Annotated in this window: 13 protein-coding genes; 12 read left to right on the top strand and 1 reads right to left on the bottom strand. The window is 59.2% G+C overall.

The window, feature by feature from the left end:
• Nucleotides 1–33 precede the first annotated feature (33 nt).
• From nhaA to hutG, 12 genes are all read left to right on the top strand, one after another.
• Nucleotides 34–1,212, top strand: a complete 1,179-nt coding sequence (gene nhaA, locus AO242_RS05230) for a Na+/H+ antiporter NhaA (protein WP_099267942.1) — start codon at nucleotides 34–36, stop codon at nucleotides 1,210–1,212.
• 104 nt (nucleotides 1,213–1,316) lie between these two features.
• Complete coding sequence (locus tag AO242_RS05225) at nucleotides 1,317–1,850, top strand: DUF3455 domain-containing protein (RefSeq protein WP_027898144.1); 534 nt, start codon at nucleotides 1,317–1,319, stop codon at nucleotides 1,848–1,850.
• A 93-nt stretch (nucleotides 1,851–1,943) separates the two neighbouring features.
• Nucleotides 1,944–2,507 carry a sigma-70 family RNA polymerase sigma factor gene (locus tag AO242_RS05220; RefSeq protein ID WP_099267941.1) on the top strand — a complete coding sequence of 188 codons (564 nt, stop codon included), beginning with the start codon at nucleotides 1,944–1,946 and terminating at the stop codon, nucleotides 2,505–2,507.
• The gene (locus tag AO242_RS05215; protein ID WP_099267940.1) at nucleotides 2,504–3,229 is read left to right on the top strand and encodes an anti-sigma factor; all 726 of its coding nucleotides are present in this window, start codon (nucleotides 2,504–2,506) and stop codon (nucleotides 3,227–3,229) included. The genes AO242_RS05220 and AO242_RS05215 overlap by 4 nt, the downstream gene beginning before the upstream one ends.
• Before the next feature lie 411 nt (nucleotides 3,230–3,640).
• Nucleotides 3,641–5,326: a urocanate hydratase gene (hutU, locus tag AO242_RS05210; RefSeq protein WP_099267939.1), complete on the top strand. Its 1,686-nt coding sequence runs from the start codon at nucleotides 3,641–3,643 to the stop codon at nucleotides 5,324–5,326.
• A 222-nt stretch (nucleotides 5,327–5,548) separates the two neighbouring features.
• Entirely contained in the window at nucleotides 5,549–6,517 is a 969-nt protein-coding gene (locus AO242_RS05205) for an ABC transporter substrate-binding protein (RefSeq protein WP_099267938.1), read from the top strand.
• Nucleotides 6,518–6,653: 136 nt separating this feature from the next.
• The gene (locus AO242_RS05200) at nucleotides 6,654–7,505 is read left to right on the top strand and encodes an ABC transporter permease (protein ID WP_027898503.1); all 852 of its coding nucleotides are present in this window, start codon (nucleotides 6,654–6,656) and stop codon (nucleotides 7,503–7,505) included.
• The gene (locus AO242_RS05195; RefSeq protein WP_099267937.1) at nucleotides 7,502–8,332 is read left to right on the top strand and encodes a quaternary amine ABC transporter ATP-binding protein; all 831 of its coding nucleotides are present in this window, start codon (nucleotides 7,502–7,504) and stop codon (nucleotides 8,330–8,332) included. Before AO242_RS05200 ends, AO242_RS05195 begins: the two co-directional genes overlap by 4 nt.
• Nucleotides 8,333–8,344: 12 nt before the next feature.
• Nucleotides 8,345–9,973 carry a histidine ammonia-lyase gene (gene hutH / locus AO242_RS05190; protein ID WP_099267936.1) on the top strand — a complete coding sequence of 543 codons (1,629 nt, stop codon included), beginning with the start codon at nucleotides 8,345–8,347 and terminating at the stop codon, nucleotides 9,971–9,973.
• Nucleotides 9,974–10,414: 441 nt separating this feature from the next.
• Nucleotides 10,415–11,800 (top strand): amino acid permease, encoded by a 1,386-nt coding sequence (locus AO242_RS05185; RefSeq protein ID WP_099267935.1) that lies wholly within the window; start codon nucleotides 10,415–10,417, stop codon nucleotides 11,798–11,800.
• A gap of 15 nt (nucleotides 11,801–11,815) precedes the next feature.
• Nucleotides 11,816–13,024 carry an imidazolonepropionase gene (gene hutI, locus AO242_RS05180; RefSeq protein WP_099267934.1) on the top strand — a complete coding sequence of 403 codons (1,209 nt, stop codon included), beginning with the start codon at nucleotides 11,816–11,818 and terminating at the stop codon, nucleotides 13,022–13,024.
• A gap of 188 nt (nucleotides 13,025–13,212) precedes the next feature.
• Nucleotides 13,213–14,016, top strand: coding sequence for an N-formylglutamate deformylase (gene hutG / locus AO242_RS05175; RefSeq protein WP_099267933.1), 804 nt, complete (start codon nucleotides 13,213–13,215; stop codon nucleotides 14,014–14,016).
• A 427-nt stretch (nucleotides 14,017–14,443) separates the two neighbouring features.
• Here hutG and AO242_RS05170 read toward each other — a convergent pair whose 3' ends face one another.
• A complete protein-coding gene (locus AO242_RS05170; protein ID WP_099267932.1) occupies nucleotides 14,444–16,729 on the bottom strand; it encodes a heavy metal translocating P-type ATPase in 2,286 nt (761 codons plus the stop codon).
• Between the last annotated feature and the right edge of the window lie 33 nt (nucleotides 16,730–16,762).

Genomic DNA, 16,762 nt, shown 5'->3' with positions numbered 1-16,762 from the left:
GCCAGCGCTACTCCAAGGACGCCCCCACCGCCAATGACTGCCGATAACACCAAAAAAGAAACCCCAAGAGCCATCGCCATTCTCGCCAGCTTTCTGGCCTCGGAATCGGCTGGCGGCATTGTCTTGATGGGTGCGGCGCTGGCTGCACTGATCGTCGCCAACTCAGGCCTGTCCGCTGGCTATTTCGCAGCACTGCACAGCGTGTGGCTGGGGCTGTCCGTGGAGTTGTGGATCAACGACGGACTGATGGCGATCTTCTTCCTGATGGTCGGCCTGGAAATCAAACGTGAAGTCCTCGCGGGCGGCCTGGCCACCTGGGGCCAACGCGCCCTGCCCGGCTTTGCGGCAGCCGGCGGCATGCTGGTGCCAGCGCTGATCTACATCGCAGTCAATTGGGGGAACCAGGAAACCATGAGCGGCTGGGCGATCCCCGCTGCTACCGACATTGCATTCGCGCTGGGCGTGCTGTCACTGCTAGGCAAACGCGTGCCCACTTCCCTGAAAGTCTTTCTCGCCGCGCTGGCGATCCTCGACGATCTGGGCGCCGTCACCATCATCGCCTTCTTCTACAGCAGCGGCCTGAACATGCCGATGCTACTCGCCTCATTCGCCACACTCGCCGTTCTGATCGTAATGAATCGCCTGCGCGTGCGTCGCCTGTCGCCGTACTTGCTGCTGGGTGCGGCTCTGTGGTTCTTCGTTCTGCAATCGGGCGTTCACGCGACGTTGGCCGGTGTCGCTCTGGCGCTGTGTATTCCGCTGGGCAAGCCTGAAGAGGAGTCCCGCTCGCCACTGCTGTTCCTCGAAGAGAAGCTGCATTACTGGGTAGCGTTCGCCATCGTGCCTATATTCGGCTTTGCCAATGCAGGGGTGTCGTTGTCGGGGATTTCCCTGCAAAACCTGATCGATCCCGTGCCACTGGGTGTTGCCCTGGGCTTGTTCGTCGGCAAGCAGATTGGTGTGTTCCTTGCCGCCGTTTTGGCCATCCGCGCCGGTCTGGCAACGCTTCCCGAAGGCAGCAACTGGGTGCAGTTGTATGGCGTAGCAATCCTCTGCGGCATCGGTTTCACCATGAGTTTGTTTATCGGCAACCTCGCATTCCCAGGCTCTGCGCACCTGATCGACGAAGTGAAGGTCGGCGTATTGATGGGCTCAGGGTTGGCGGCAATCGCTGGCGTGATCCTGCTGCGCAGCCGAATCAGCAAGGGCTGAAAATTTATTTTCAAATCGCTGCATCCAGATGGGTTTCTCGCGGGTAGTACAGATAAGCAGCCGGTTTGGCTGTTAAGCGAAAACCCAAAACTGGAGATGTCTGCATGAACGCAAAACGCTTGCTCTGCCTGACTGGTGCTGCACTGGCTTTCACTTGCCTGGCGCCCTCTGCCTTCGCTCAAAGCAACCTGCCGGAAACCGTGCGGGTTCCAGATGGCTTCAAAGTCAGCATGGAAACCACCGGTGTCGGCGAGATCACTTACGAGTGCCGCGCCAAAGCCAATGCTGCCGAAGGCATGGAATGGGCATTCGTGGGTCCTAAAGCCGTGCTCAATGATCGCAGCGGCAAGCAAGTCGGCACTTACTACGGCCCGCCAGCCACCTGGGAAGCCAAAGACGGTTCGAAAGTGACCGGTACTCAGCTCGCCGTGGCCCCATCCAGCGCTGGCAACCTGCCGTACCAGTTGGTCAAAGCCAACCCGGCTGAAGGCAAAGGCGCAATGACCGGCGTTGCTTACATTCAGCGTACCGCGCTCAAAGGCGGCGTAGCGCCAGCCAAAGCCTGTGCCGAGAGCAACAAGGGCGCGAAGGAAATCGTTAAGTATCAAGCCGACTATATCTTCTGGTCTGCCAAGTAATTAGCGCGAGCCTGCGCAGGAACTGGTCTATGCTCCTGCGCGGGTGCTCCGATTCAAATCGGAGTGGAAGTTCTCTGTAAACGGCGTATTGAATTGTCCTCCCACGAATCCCTGTTTGATTACGAAGCAGCACTGGATGCCTGCGCCCGTGGCGACCGGCAGGCGCTTGAGCGGCTGTATGCTCAGGAGAGCCCTCGTTTGCTCGGTGTGGCGCAACGTTTGGTACGCGACAGCGCGCTGGCTCAGGACATCGTGCACGACGCCTTCATCAAGGTCTGGACCGGGGCAGCAAGCTTCGACAAGACCCGAGGCTCGGCCCGTGGCTGGATATTCAGCATCACCCGGCATCTGGCCTTGAACGCCATTCGTAACAATGCCCGCGAGGTGCAGAGCGACGATGAAGACGAACATGGCGAAGCCCAGGCGACGCTGGAAGGCTGGAACGAAACGGTGGACAGTTTTGACTGGCGGGTGAATCCGGGGCGGATCGAATTCTGCCTGGAGCAGCTTGAACCGGTGCGTCGCAACTGCGTGTTCCACGCTTACGTGGACGGCTATTCACATCAAGAGATTGCACAAAAAATCGGCGCGCCTCTCGGCACTGTAAAAGCCTGGATCAAGCGCAGCCTGAATGCATTACGGGAGTGCATCGGATGAGCAACAGCTCGGGCACTGAAACCCAAAAACCGCTTAATGAGTTAGCGGGCGAATATGTACTGGGCACTTTGTCTGCCCAGGAACGAATTGAAGTAGAACGTCGACTGCCCAGCGAGCCAGCCTTGCGGGCCGCGGTCGATGGGTGGGAAGAACGTCTGCTGCCGCTGACAGACATGGTGCAACCGCAAAACCCGCCAGCGCATCTGTGGGCGAGGATCGAGCGCAGCCTGGATGATCTGCTTGCACCACAGAAAACCTCAAAACGCGACGTACAAAGCTGGTGGAACAACCTGTCGATCTGGCGCGGCCTGGCCGGTGCCGGCCTTGCGGCGTCGCTGGTGTTGGGCATGACCTTGCTCACTCAATCACGCACGACTCCATCGCCGTCTTATCTGGTGGTGCTGGTCGCGCCGCAGGATAAAGCACCGGGCTGGGTGGTTCAAACCAGTAATTCACAAGACATCCAGCTCATCCCTCTGAGCGTTACCGAAGTACCTGCCGACAAGGCACTGGAGTTCTGGACCAAGGGCGACGACTGGCAAGGTCCCGTGTCTCTGGGATTGGTCAAGCCGGGGCAAACCCTGCAAGTGCCCCTGGATAAACTGCCGCCGTTGCAGCCCAACCAACTGTTCGAGCTAACGCTGGAACAGGCCACCGGCTCGCCGATCGGCAAGCCAACCGGTCCGATCCAGTTCATCGGTCGTGCCGTTAAGGTGATCTGACCCAAACCGCGCACCACTTTGTTACCGAGCGCCCCAAGACGAAGCAAGTCGTAACGGATTCCGTCGGCTTGGTCTTCGGGCGTATCAACTCAGTTCCTGACTGCTGATCCTTCTGGGTTACTGTCACCCACCTCGTTTCCCGCTTGCATACCCGCTCTGCTCCGCCTTCCGTACATGAATATAACCATATGATTTTAAACATTTTTCTGTAGGAGTGAGCTTGCTCGCGATATCGTCAGATCAGCCGCTAATATATCGACGGACCTGACGCTATCGCGAGCAAGCTCACTCCTACAGGTTCGTGGTTTCCGTGGCAGTGCGGCGTATTTCCAATGTTGGTATTTCAATTGCATATGCTTGTACATACAAGTAAAGCCAAGTGCATTGAACTGATCGCTGAGGACTTCTTTCGTGACCGAGAATACCCAACACTGGACCCGCTACCGTGACGTCGAAGTTCGCGCTGCTCGCGGTACCACGCTGACCGCCAAGAGCTGGATGACCGAAGCGCCGTTGCGCATGCTGATGAACAACCTCGACCCGGAAGTTGCCGAGAACCCTAAAGAACTGGTGGTTTACGGCGGCATCGGCCGTGCAGCACGCAACTGGGAGTGCTACGACAAGATCGTCGAAAGCCTGACCAACCTGAATGATGACGAAACACTGCTGGTTCAGTCCGGCAAACCGGTCGGCGTGTTCAAGACTCACAGCAACGCGCCTCGGGTGTTGATCGCCAACTCCAACCTGGTGCCGCATTGGGCGAGCTGGGAGCACTTCAACGAACTGGATGCTAAAGGTCTGGCCATGTACGGCCAGATGACTGCAGGCAGCTGGATCTACATCGGCAGCCAGGGCATCGTCCAAGGCACTTACGAAACCTTCGTCGAAGCCGGTCGCCAGCATTACAACGGCAGCCTCAAAGGCAAGTGGGTCCTGACTGCAGGCCTGGGCGGCATGGGTGGCGCGCAACCACTGGCTGCCGGTATGGCCGGTGCCAGTTCCTTGAACATTGAATGCCAGCAAAGCCGCATCGATTTCCGCCTCAAGACGCGTTACGTCGATGAACAGGCCGTTGATCTCGACGACGCCCTGGCGCGCATCGCCAAATACACCGCTGAAGGCAAAGCAATCTCCATCGCCTTGTGCGGCAACGCCGCTGAAATCCTGCCGGAAATGGTTCGTCGCGGTGTACGCCCGGACATGGTCACCGACCAGACCAGCGCCCACGACCCACTCAACGGTTACCTGCCAAAGGGCTGGACCTGGGACGAATACCGCGCTCGCTCTTTGACCGAACCGGCAGCAGTGGTCAAAGCCGCCAAGCAGTCCATGGCTGAACACGTCGAGGCGATGCTGGCCTTCCAGAAGATGGGGATTCCTACGTTCGACTACGGCAACAACATCCGTCAGATGGCCAAGGAAGAAGGCGTAGCCAATGCGTTCGACTTCCCGGGTTTTGTACCGGCCTACATTCGTCCGTTGTTCTGCCGCGGCGTAGGGCCTTTCCGCTGGGCCGCGCTGTCGGGCGATCCGGAAGACATCTACAAAACCGACGCCAAGGTCAAAGAACTGATCCCGGACGACGCGCACCTGCACAACTGGCTGAACATGGCCCGCGAGCGCATTGCTTTTCAGGGACTGCCAGCGCGTATCTGCTGGGTAGGCCTGGGTCAGCGCGCCAAACTCGGTCTGGCGTTCAACGAAATGGTCCGCAGCGGCGAGTTGTCGGCACCGGTTGTGATCGGCCGTGACCACCTGGATTCCGGCTCGGTCTCCAGCCCGAACCGCGAAACAGAATCCATGCAGGACGGCTCCGATGCTGTGTCCGACTGGCCACTGCTGAACGCCCTGCTCAATACCGCCAGCGGCGCGACCTGGGTTTCGCTGCACCACGGCGGCGGTGTCGGTATGGGCTTCTCGCAGCACTCGGGCATGGTGATCGTGTGCGACGGTACAGACGAAGCAGCCGAACGCATCGCCCGCGTCCTGCACAACGACCCGGCGACCGGCGTGATGCGCCATGCGGATGCGGGTTATCAGATCGCGATTGACTGCGCGAATGAGAAGGGCTTGAACCTGCCGATGGTGGGGAGCTGAAGCAAACGCATACCCGTAGGACCGGCTTTAGCCGGGAGGCTTTATTCCAGATACTGAAATTCAGCGGGTCTAAGGGCCCCCTCCCGGCTAAAGCCGGTCCTACGGTTTTATCTTATGCCTTAGTGAACTGACCACCCCAAAGGACCGTCAAGTGTCCTGCAATCAGGCTTCTGGCCTTTTGATCTGGAAACTGCCACATCCATTCGCGAGGAGCGTCACGCAATGAAAACCAAGAAGGCACTGCTGTCCACGTTGATTTCACTGGGTTTGCTCACCGGCGCTGGCGCGAGTCAGGCAGCGGGTTGGTGTGAATCCGGCAAGCCGGTGAAGTTCGCCGGTCTGAACTGGGAAAGCGCAATGTTGCTGACCGACGTGTTGCAGGTAGTCCTGAACAAGGGTTATGGCTGTGAAGTCGACAGCCTGCCGGGCAATTCCATCACCATGGAAAACGCCCTGAGCACCAACGATATTCAGGTGTTTGCCGAAGAGTGGGTCGGCCGTAGCGAAGTGTGGAACAAGGCTGAAAAGGCCGGGAAAGTCGTCGGTGTCGGCAGCCCGGTCAAAGGCGCTGTCGAAGGCTGGTACGTGCCACGCTATGTGATCGAAGGCGACGCCAAGCGCAAGCTGGAAGCCAAGGCCCCGGACCTGAAATCCATCAGCGATCTGGCCAAATACTCGACGTTGTTCAAAGACGCTGAAGAACCTGCCAAAGGCCGTTTCTACAACTGCCCGGCTGGCTGGACCTGCGAGCTGGAAAACAGCGAAATGCTGAAAAGCTACGGCCTGGAAGACAAGTACACCAACTTCCGTCCTGGCACTGGCCCGGCACTGGATGCGGCGATTTTGTCCAGCTACAAACGTGGCGAGCCGATCCTGACTTACTACTGGTCGCCGACGCCTTTGATGGGTCAAGTAGACATGGTGCGCCTGGAAGAGAAGGATGGCGTTAACAAGACCATCGAGATCAAGGTCGGCCTGTCCAAGACCTTCCACGAGCAGGCGCCTGAGTTGGTGTCGGTCATGGAAAAGGTCAACATCCCGATCGATCTGCTCAACCAGAACCTGGCCCGCATGACCAAGGACCGTATCGAATCGCCGAAACTGGCGAAGATCTTCCTCAAGGAACACCCTGAAGTCTGGCATGCCTGGGTGAGTGAAGAAGCGGCTAAAAAGGTGGATGCTTCGTTGTAATGGCAAGTGTTCAGTAGGAGCGCGCTTGCCCGCGATGACGGATGTACATTCGATACACCTGTATCGCCAACAAGAAATATCGCGGGCAAGCGCGCTCCTACAGGAGTGATGAATCCACCTGATCGAGAACCCTTTTATGTTCCCCGAAAGCTTCACATTCTCCATCGCCAATCTGGTCAACGACTGGGTTGATGCGCTGGTGACCAATTACGGCGATGTGTTCCGACAGATCTCCGACACGCTGTTGTGGGCCATCGTCAACCTGGAAGGCCTGCTGCGCATGGCGCCGTGGTGGTTGATGCTGGCCATCGTCGGCGGCATTGCCTGGCACGCCACACGCAAGATTACGACCACGGCCGTCATAGTCGGCCTGCTGTTTCTGGTCGGTGCCGTCGGGCTGTGGGACAAGCTGATGCAGACCCTGGCGCTGATGCTGGTCGCCACGTTGATTTCGGTGATCATCGGCATTCCGCTGGGCATCCTCTCGGCACGCAGCAACCGTCTGCGCTCGGTGCTGATGCCGTTGCTGGACATCATGCAGACCATGCCCAGCTTCGTTTACCTGATCCCGGTATTGATGCTGTTCGGCCTGGGCAAGGTCCCGGCGATTTTCGCCACCGTGATCTACGCCGCGCCGCCGCTGATTCGCCTCACCGATCTGGGCATTCGTCAGGTGGACGGCGAAGTCATGGAAGCAATCAATGCGTTCGGTGCGAACCGCTGGCAGCAATTGTTCGGCGTGCAACTGCCGCTGGCGCTGCCGAGCATCATGGCCGGGATCAACCAGACCACGATGATGGCCCTGTCGATGGTGGTTATCGCCTCGATGATCGGCGCTCGCGGCCTTGGCGAAGACGTGTTGGTGGGCATTCAGACCCTGAACGTCGGACGCGGACTGGAAGCCGGGCTGGCGATTGTGATTCTCGCAGTGGTCATCGACCGCATCACCCAGGCATACGGCCGACCACGGCATGAGGCAAACAAATGAGCAATCAAGAGCCCAATAAAATCGTGGTCCGCAACGTCTTCAAGATCTTCGGCAACCGTCCCAAAGACGCGCTGGAAATGGTCAGACAGAACAACAGCAAGGATGAAGTCCTGGCAAAAACCGGCTGCGTGGTCGGCGTGAATGACTTGTCGCTGTCCATCGGCAGCGGTGAGATTTTCGTGATCATGGGCCTGTCCGGCTCGGGCAAGTCTACGCTGGTGCGCCACTTCAACCGACTGATCGACCCCACCAGCGGTGAAATCCTGGTCGATGGCGAAGACATCCTGCAGTACGACATGGAAGCCTTGCGCCAATTTCGTCGCAAGAAAATCAGCATGGTGTTCCAGAGCTTTGGCCTGCTGCCGCACAAGACCGTTGAGGACAACGTCGCCTACGGCCTGAAAGTTCGCGGCGAGAGCAAAGAGTATTGCATCGAACGCGCCCGGCACTGGATCAGTACCGTGGGCCTGCAGGGCTACGAAAACAAATACCCGCATCAGCTTTCCGGGGGCATGCGTCAACGGGTGGGGCTGGCCCGGGCATTGGCGGCAGACACTGACATCATCTTGATGGACGAAGCGTTCAGCGCGCTCGATCCGTTGATTCGCGCGGAAATGCAGGACCAGTTACTGGAGCTGCAAAGCAGCCTGAAGAAGACCATCGTGTTCATCACCCATGACCTCGACGAAGCCGTGCGCATCGGTAATCGCATCGCGATTCTCAAGGACGGGCAGTTGATTCAGGTGGGCACTCCGAAAGAAATCCTCTACTCCCCCGCCGACGAATACGTTGATCGTTTCGTGCAGCGGCGCGCAGTGACTGTGTAAGGAAGTGTGCAGATGTCGCCCGTCGAACAAGTGGTGATTGGTGAAGGTCAGGTCCGTTGGCAGGACGTGGTTGCGGTCGCTCGCCGGGGCGCGCAACTGGCGCTCTCGGCCAGCGCCTGGGCGCGGATCGACAACGCTCAGGCCATTGTCGAGCGCATCGTCGCCAGCGGCGAGCGTGCTTATGGCGTGAACACCGGGCTGGGCGCGCTGTGTAATATTTCACTGCAAGGCGAACAACTGAGCCAGCTGTCGCGCAATACCCTGCTGAGCCACGCGTGTGGCGTCGGTGTAGCGCTGTCAGACGAGCAAACCCGGTCGATCATCTGCGCGGCGATCATCAATTACAGCCAGGGCAAATCCGGGCTGCACCGGCAAGTCGTCGAGGCGCTGCTGAACCTGCTCAACCGCAACATCACACCGTACGTGCCGTCCCAGGGCTCAGTGGGTTATCTGACCCACATGGCGCACATCGGCATTGCCTTGCTGGGCGTGGGCGATGTGAGTTATCGCGGCCATGTCATTCCAGCGCAGCAAGCGCTGGATGCCGAGGGCTTAAGCCCGGTCATACTCGGTGCGAAAGACGGATTGTGCCTGGTCAACGGCACGCCGTGCATGACTGGCCTGAGCTGTCTGGCAATTGCCGATGCGCAACGCCTGACACAGTGGGCGGACGTAATCGGTGCAATGAGTTTTGAAGCGCTTGGCGGCCAGATCAATGCCTTCGATGCCGAGATCATCGCGCTCAAGCCGCATCCGGGCATGCAAATCGTAGGCAGCAACCTGCGTGGTTTGCTGGATGGCAGTGAAGTGGTGGTCAACAGCCGTGGCATACGGACTCAGGACGCGCTGAGCGTTCGCTCGATCCCGCAAGTGCATGGCGCGACCCGCGATCAGTTGGTACACGCAACCCGGCAGATTGAAATCGAGCTGAACTCGGCGACAGACAACCCGCTGGTGCTCGGCACACCTGAGTCGTACCGCGTGGTATCGCAAGCCAACCCGCACGGTCAGTCTGTCGCCATGGCGGCAGATCTGCTGGCGATTGCTGTCGCTGAACTGGGCTCGATTGCCGAGCGACGTCTGGATCGCCTGATCAACCCGACCATCAGTAACTTGCCAGCGTTTCTGGTCAGTCAGCCGGGGGTCAACTCGGGAATGATGATCGTTCAATACGTCGCGGCGTCGTTGTGCGCAGAAAACCGCCAACTGGCGCAACCGGCAGTGACGGATAACTTCGTGACCTCGGGTTTGCAGGAAGACCACTTGAGCATGGGCACCAACGCCGCGCTGAAGCTGCACAAGGTGCTGGATAACACCACGCAGATCCTCGCCATCGAGTATCTGCTCGCCGCTCAGGCCTTTGAGTTTTTGAAGCTCCAGCGCTTTGGCGTCGGTACCGATGCCGCCTGGCGGGTGCTGCGCGAAGCAGTCCCGCCTTACGACGAAGACCGCTGGCTGGCCCCGGATATTGCCAGCAGCGCCAAGGTGCTCAGGAGTGAGGCGCTGCTGGAAAGAGTGTTTCGCCAGTGCCGGTCGCTCACTATCGATTCAGCCAGGAGAAGCTCAGCCTGCGGCCTGTTGGAACGAGGCTTGCCCGCGAAGAACGATGACGCGCTATTCCTGACCTCACGAGGCGACTGATTCGCGGGCAAGCCTCGCTCCAACAGAAGACCCCTTGTGGGAGCAGAGCTTGCTCGCGATACATGAGACGCAGTCAGACGACACACCGCGTTATCGTTTATCGCGAGTAAGGTGGAGCGCCACCCCGGCTGCTCCAACATGAGATCGCGTTCTCCTGTGGGAGCCGGGCTTGCCCGCGAAGAACGATGACTCGATATTCCTGACGAAACAGATGCGGCAAATGTGATGACGTCCTCGCGGCTAAAGCCAATCCTACGGAGGCGTGTCGTCCGTAGGAGCGGCTTTAGCCGCGAGGGGTCACAAACGTATAGACATCCATGACACCGGATGTCAGCCAGGCGACACCCGACAGGCCAATGATTTGGCCGACGCGAACCAGCAGGTATCCTTGCGCGCCTGAGTACCTGGCAGTTCGCTGGAAAGAAACCGGATTGGATTGAAATGACGTCACAGCAAGGTTTGAAACGCGGGCTTTCAGCCCGGCACATTCGCTTCATGGCACTGGGATCAGCCATTGGCACCGGCCTGTTCTACGGCTCGGCTTCGGCGATCCAGATGGCAGGCCCGGCCGTTTTGCTGGCTTACCTGATCGGTGGCGCAGCCGTTTTCATGGTCATGCGCGCCTTGGGTGAAATGGCCGTGCACAACCCGGTGTCCGGCTCGTTCGGTGAATACGCCAGCACCTACCTGGGGCCCATGGCGGGCTTCGTGCTCGGCTGGACCTATGCCTTTGAGATGATCATTGTCTGCATCGCTGACGTCACCGCGTTCGGGATCTACATGGGCTTCTGGTTCCCGGAAGTCCCTCGCTGGATCTGGGTGCTGGGCATCGTCTTCCTGATCGGCGCGCTGAACCTGTGCAACGTCAAAGTCTTCGGCGAGACCGAGTTCTGGCTTTCACTGCTCAAAGTCGGCGCCATTGTCGCAATGATCGTCGCCGGGCTTGGCCTGTTGCTGTTCGGCGTCAACCTGTCAGGCAGTGGCGAGACGGTTTCCAGCATCAGCAATCTGTGGACCCATGGCGGCTTCATGCCCAATGGCATCGGCGGTTTGATCGCCTGCTTTGCGGTGGTGATGTTCGCGTTCGGCGGCATCGAAATCATCGGTATCACAGCGGGCGAAGCCAAAGACCCGCAACGCACTATCCCCCAGGCCATCAACTCGGTGCCGCTGCGTATTCTGCTGTTCTACGTCCTGACGTTGTTCGTGCTGATGTCCCTGTTTCCGTGGTCGCAGATCACCAAGGCCAACAGCCCGTTCGTGCAGATCTTCTCCAGCCTCGGCCTGCCATGGGCGGCTGCGCTGCTTAACGTGGTGGTGATTTCCGCTGCGGTGTCGGCGATCAACAGCGACGTGTTCGGCGCCGGTCGCATCATGTATGGCCTGGCGCAACAGGGTCAGGCACCGGCGGCGTTCTCACAACTGTCTAAACAAGGCGTGCCATGGATGACCGTGCTGGTGATGGGTGTCGCGCTGCTGATCGGCGTTCTGCTGAACTACCTGATCCCGGAAAACGTGTTCATGGTCATCGCCTCGATTGCGACCTTCGCCACCGTGTGGGTCTGGTTGATGATCCTGCTGACCCAGGTCGCCATGCGCCGCAAGATGAGCCGCGAAGAAGCGGCGCAGCTGCAATTCCCGGTTCCGTTCTGGCCCTACGCCCCCGCTGCGGCCATCGCCTTCATGCTGTTTATATTCGGCGTGCTGGGCTATTTCCCGGACAACCGTATCGCGCTGATCGTTGGCGCAGGCTGGGTTGTGCTGTTGATCGCGGCCTACTTCATATGGGTCAAACGCTCTGAACATTCGCCTCCCACCCATCGGTAACCCAGGAGACTGGACATGAAAACGCTCTGGAAACACTGTCACGTAGCGAGCATGGCTCACGGCAAATACTCGATTATCGAGGATGCAGCCATCGTGACGTCTGGAGCGTTGATCGAGTGGATCGGGCCTCAATCGGCTCTTGTTGAAACAGCTTACGACAGTGTCATCGACTTGAACGGCGCGTGGGTCACGCCGGGGCTGATCGACTGCCACACTCACACGGTGTTCGGCGGCAACCGCAGCGGTGAGTTTGAACAGCGTCAGCAAGGCGTGAGTTATGCCGAAATCGCCGCTGCCGGTGGCGGCATTGCCAGTACCGTGCGCGCGACTCGCGCTGCCAGTGAGGACGAGTTGTACACCAGCGCCGAGCGTCGTCTGCGGCATTTGCTCAGGGATGGCGTGACCACGGTGGAAATGAAGTCCGGTTACGGCCTGGATCTGGCCACCGAGCGCAAACTGCTGCGGGTCATCCGCCAACTGGGCAACACGCTGCCCGTGACGGTGCGCAGCACCTGTCTGGCCGCCCACGCGCTGCCCCCGGAATACGCCGACCGCGCTGACGACTACATCAATCACATCTGCAGCGAAATGCTGCCTGCATTGGCCGAGGAAGGTTTGGTCGATGCGGTAGATGCGTTTTGTGAGTACCTGGCGTTCTCTCCGGCGCAAGTCGAGCAGGTTTTCATCACCGCCGGGCAATTGGGCTTGCCGGTGAAACTGCATGCCGAGCAGCTTTCGCCGTTGGCGGGCTCAAGTCTGGCGGCGCGTTACAAGGCGTTGTCGGCGGATCATCTGGAGTTCATGACAGAGGCTGATGCCATTGCCATGGGCGCGGCTGGAACCGTCGCAGTGCTGCTGCCGGGGGCTTATTACTTTCTGCGCGAGACTCAATTGCCGCCGATGGATGCGCTGCGCAAACATGGGGTCGATATCGCGATTGCCACCGACCTCAACCCCGGCACTTCGCCCGCGCTGTCGCTGCGCTTGATGCTGAACATGGCGTGCACGCTGTTCCGCATGACACCCGAAGAAGCCCTGGCCGGGGTTACGATCAATGCAGCAAAAGCACTGGGCCTTGGCGAAACCCATGGCTCGCTGGAAGTCGGCAAAGTCGCCGACTTCGTCGCCTGGAACATTGAGCGCCCTGCTGATCTGGCGTACTGGCTGGGTGGAGACCTGGATAAACGCATCGTCCGCCATGGTGTTGAATCCCTGAACATGTAGCCGGGTTTTCTGTTGGAGCGAGGCTTGCCCGCGAAAAAAGATTACGCAGTTAGCCTGATACACCTAGTCGGCTGCTTCGCGGGCAAGCCTCGCTCCAACAGATCCCGGGTGCCGCGCGACAAAGCGGTGTCAGAGACACAGGGGCGACGCCTACATAATCAGGTTCATATTTGTAACAGGAGAGATTCATGGACAGCGTTCTGAAGTTTTCCCGCGGTCGTGTGCCGCTGTTGATCAGCATGCCCCACGCAGGGTTGCGCCTGACGCCTGCAGTCGAGGCGGGTCTGGTGGATGAAGCCCTGAGCCTGCCAGACACCGACTGGCACATCCCGCAGCTCTACAATTTCGCCGCAGAACTGGGTGCCAGTACCTTGGCCGCGGAGTATTCGCGCTTTGTGATCGACCTGAATCGTCCCTCGGATGACAAACCGCTGTACGCCGGGGCGACCACCGGGTTGTTCCCCTCGATCCTGTTCGACGGTGTGCCGCTGTTCAAGGACGGTCTGGCACCGAGCGCCGAAGAGCGGGCGACTTATATGGAGCAGATCTGGACGCCGTATCACCAGACGCTTGAGCAGGAGCTGGCGCGCCTTAGGGACGAGTTCGGCTATGCCCTGTTGTTTGATGCCCACTCGATTCGCGGACACATCCCACATCTATTCGAAGGCCGCTTACCGGACTTCAACCTGGGTACCTTCAACGGCGCCAGCTGCGATCAAGAGTTAGCCAAGCGTCTGGAAGCCACCTGCGCTAGAGCCGGAGATTACAGCCACGTACTGAACGGCCGCTTCAAAGGCGGCCACATCACCCGCCACTACGGCGACCCGGCCAATAACATCCACGCCGTGCAACTGGAACTGGTGCAGGCGACCTACATGGACGAGTTCGTTCCCTTCCGCTACCGCCCGGATCTGGCTGAGCCGACGCGGGTGGTGTTGAGGCAACTGGTTGAAGGGATGATTGAGTGGGGTCAGGAAAAATTTGGCAGGTAACCGGTAGGAGCGAACTTGTTCGCGAGACGGTCCGCCTGACACACCGCCTCGCCAACAAGTTGCCTCCTACCGTAACGCGGCGGCCAACCTTGGCATCTTCAGGATCATCCACCATCCGGTACGAGCGAACTTGTTCGCGAGACGATCCGCCTGACACACCGCCTCGCCAACAAGTTGCCTCCTACCGTGACGCGGCGGCCAACCTTGGCATCTTCAGGATCATCCACCATCCGGTACGAGCGAACTTGTTCGCGAGACGATCCGCCTGACACACCGCCTCGCCAACAAGTTGCCTCCTACCGTGACGCGGCGGCCAACCTTGGTATCCGCAGGATCATCCACCATCCGGTAGGAGCGAACTTGTTCGCGAGACGATATTCCTGAGTAGCCTGTCAGACGTCTCGCGAACAAGTTCGCTCCTACCTCATTACTTCTTCAACAACCGCAACCCGTTGAACACCACCAACAAACTCACGCCCATATCCGCGAACACCGCCATCCACATCGTGGCCATGCCGGCAAAGGTCATCGCCAGGAAGATCGCTTTGATAAACAGAGCGAGAAAGATGTTCTGCTTGAGCACCGCCGAAGTCTTGCGCGACAGTTGAATAAACGCCGGGATCTTGCGCAGATCGTCGTCCATCAAGGCGACATCCGCCGTTTCGATCGCAGTGTCCGTCCCGGCTGCCGCCATGGCGAAACCAATCTCGGAACGCGCCAGCGCAGGGGCGTCGTTGATGCCGTCGCCCACCATGCCAACTCGATGCCCTTTGGCATACAGCGCTTCGATAGCCTCCAGCTTGTCGCTTGGCATCAGGTTGCCCTGAGCCGAATCGATACCCACCTGCGCAGCAATCGCCTTGGCGGTGTGCGGGTTGTCGCCGGTCAGCATCAGGGTTTTGACGCCCAGTTCATGCAGCTGCTGGATCGCTTCGCGGCTGCTCTCCTTGACGGTATCGGCTACCGCAAACAGCGCCAGCGGGCCAGATTTGTCCAACAGCAGCACAACGCTTTTGCCCTGCTGCTCCAACGCATCAAGCTGCGCTTCCAACTGGGGTGAGCAAAGGCTCAGCTCTTCCACCAGGCGATGGTTGCCCAAATGATAAAGCTCGCCGTTGATCTCGCCACGCACACCGCGCCCAGCCAGCGCTTCGAACGCAGTGACTTCATGGGCACCAACGTCCTGCCCGGCCGCCTTGGCAATAGCTTGGGAAACCGGGTGATCAGAGCGCCCTGCCAGACTCGCCGCCACACCGGCAACCAGATCCGCAGCGGCTGACTCCAGCAAGACAAAATCGGTCTGTACCGGCTTGCCATGGGTGATCGTGCCAGTCTTGTCCAAGGCCAGGTAATCGAGCTTGTGGCCCATTTCCAGGTACACACCGCCCTTGATCAGGATACCTCTGCGCGCCGCAGCCGCCAGCCCGCTGACAATGGTCACCGGCGTGGAGATCACTAGTGCACAAGGGCAAGCCACCACCAGCAGGACCAGCGCACGGTAGATCCAGTCGAACCATACCGCGCCCATGAACAGCGGCGGAATGATCGCTACGCCCAGCGCGAAGATGAACACCGCCGGGGTGTAGATGCGCGAGAAGCTGTCAACGAAACGCTGAGTAGGCGCCCGAGAACCCTGAGCCGCCTCCACCGCATGAATGATCCGCGCCAGCGTCGAGTTATTTGCCGCCGCAGTAACGCGATACTCCAGCGAGCCGGACTGGTTTATGGTCCCGGCAAAGACTTTGTCGCCGATAGTTTTCTCAATCGGCAGGCTTTCACCGGTAATTGGTGCCTGATCAATCGTCGAGTTACCGGCAACCACCTCACCGTCCAATGCGACGCGCTCACCCGGTTTAACCCGGACGATGGCGCCCAATTCGATGTTTTTCGCTTCCAGCTCCAGCCACTGACCATCCGCCTGCTTCACGGTGGCCAGTTCCGGCGTGAGCTGCATCAAGCCGCTGATGGCATTGCGAGCACGGTCCAGCGATTTGGCTTCAATCAGCTCGGCGACGGTGAACAGGAACATCACCATCGCCGCTTCTGGCCATTGCCCGATCAACACTGCGCCCGTTACGGCAATACTCATCAAAGCGTTGATGTTCAGGTTGAGGTTCTTGAGCGCGATCCAGCCTTTTTTGTAGGTACCCAAACCGCCACTGAGGATGGAAACCAGAGCCACAATTGCCACGACCCAATCCGACGCGAATGAACCGAAGTGGATGACTTCAGCGGCCAGCGCGGTGACGCCGGACAGCGCCAGCGGCCACCAGGATTTTTTCACCACCGGAGCCGGCGTTGACTCTACGCCCTCTTCAATCGGTTCGGCCTGCATGCCCAACGAGGCGATAGCGTCCCGAATCGGGTCGGTGGACGGCAGTTCGTGCCAAACGCCGAGCATGCGATTGATCAGGTTGAATTCAAGTTTCTGCACGCCCGCCAGCTTGCCCAGCTTGTTCTGGATGAGGGTTTGCTCCGTAGGGCAATCCATTTGCTCGATACGGAATGTGCTCAGTTGCGCGCCGGATGCAGGGGCGTCCGTGAATGAAACCACCGCAGGCGCTGCCTTCGACGAACAGCAGCTGTCGTGACCTTTTTCGACCTTGCCGTGATCATGCTGCGAATGGTCGTGGCTTTTATGATCGTGGCCTTCATGGCCATGCTTTTCGTGATCGTGATCGTGCTTGTCGTGAACAGGGGTCAACTGGCTCATGGTCCGGTCCTTTATCGTGCTTGTTGCCAAGTG

Source organism: Pseudomonas sp. ICMP 561 (assembly GCF_002699985.1).
Taxonomy (GTDB): domain Bacteria; phylum Pseudomonadota; class Gammaproteobacteria; order Pseudomonadales; family Pseudomonadaceae; genus Aquipseudomonas; species Aquipseudomonas quasicaspiana.
This window is presented reverse-complemented; position numbering and strand designations above follow the sequence as displayed.

Coding starts and splice junctions, on each gene's coding strand:
- AO242_RS05215 (WP_099267940.1), top strand. CDS start 2,504: ATGAGCAACAGCTCGGGCACTGAAACCCAAAAACCGCTTAATGAGTTA.
- hutI (WP_099267934.1), top strand. CDS start 11,816: ATGAAAACGCTCTGGAAACACTGTCACGTAGCGAGCATGGCTCACGGC.
- AO242_RS05200 (WP_027898503.1), top strand. CDS start 6,654: ATGTTCCCCGAAAGCTTCACATTCTCCATCGCCAATCTGGTCAACGAC.
- AO242_RS05185 (WP_099267935.1), top strand. CDS start 10,415: ATGACGTCACAGCAAGGTTTGAAACGCGGGCTTTCAGCCCGGCACATT.
- AO242_RS05205 (WP_099267938.1), top strand. CDS start 5,549: ATGAAAACCAAGAAGGCACTGCTGTCCACGTTGATTTCACTGGGTTTG.
- AO242_RS05225 (WP_027898144.1), top strand. CDS start 1,317: ATGAACGCAAAACGCTTGCTCTGCCTGACTGGTGCTGCACTGGCTTTC.
- nhaA (WP_099267942.1), top strand. CDS start 34: ATGACTGCCGATAACACCAAAAAAGAAACCCCAAGAGCCATCGCCATT.
- hutH (WP_099267936.1), top strand. CDS start 8,345: ATGTCGCCCGTCGAACAAGTGGTGATTGGTGAAGGTCAGGTCCGTTGG.
- hutG (WP_099267933.1), top strand. CDS start 13,213: ATGGACAGCGTTCTGAAGTTTTCCCGCGGTCGTGTGCCGCTGTTGATC.
- AO242_RS05195 (WP_099267937.1), top strand. CDS start 7,502: ATGAGCAATCAAGAGCCCAATAAAATCGTGGTCCGCAACGTCTTCAAG.
- AO242_RS05170 (WP_099267932.1), bottom strand. CDS start 16,729: ATGAGCCAGTTGACCCCTGTTCACGACAAGCACGATCACGATCACGAA.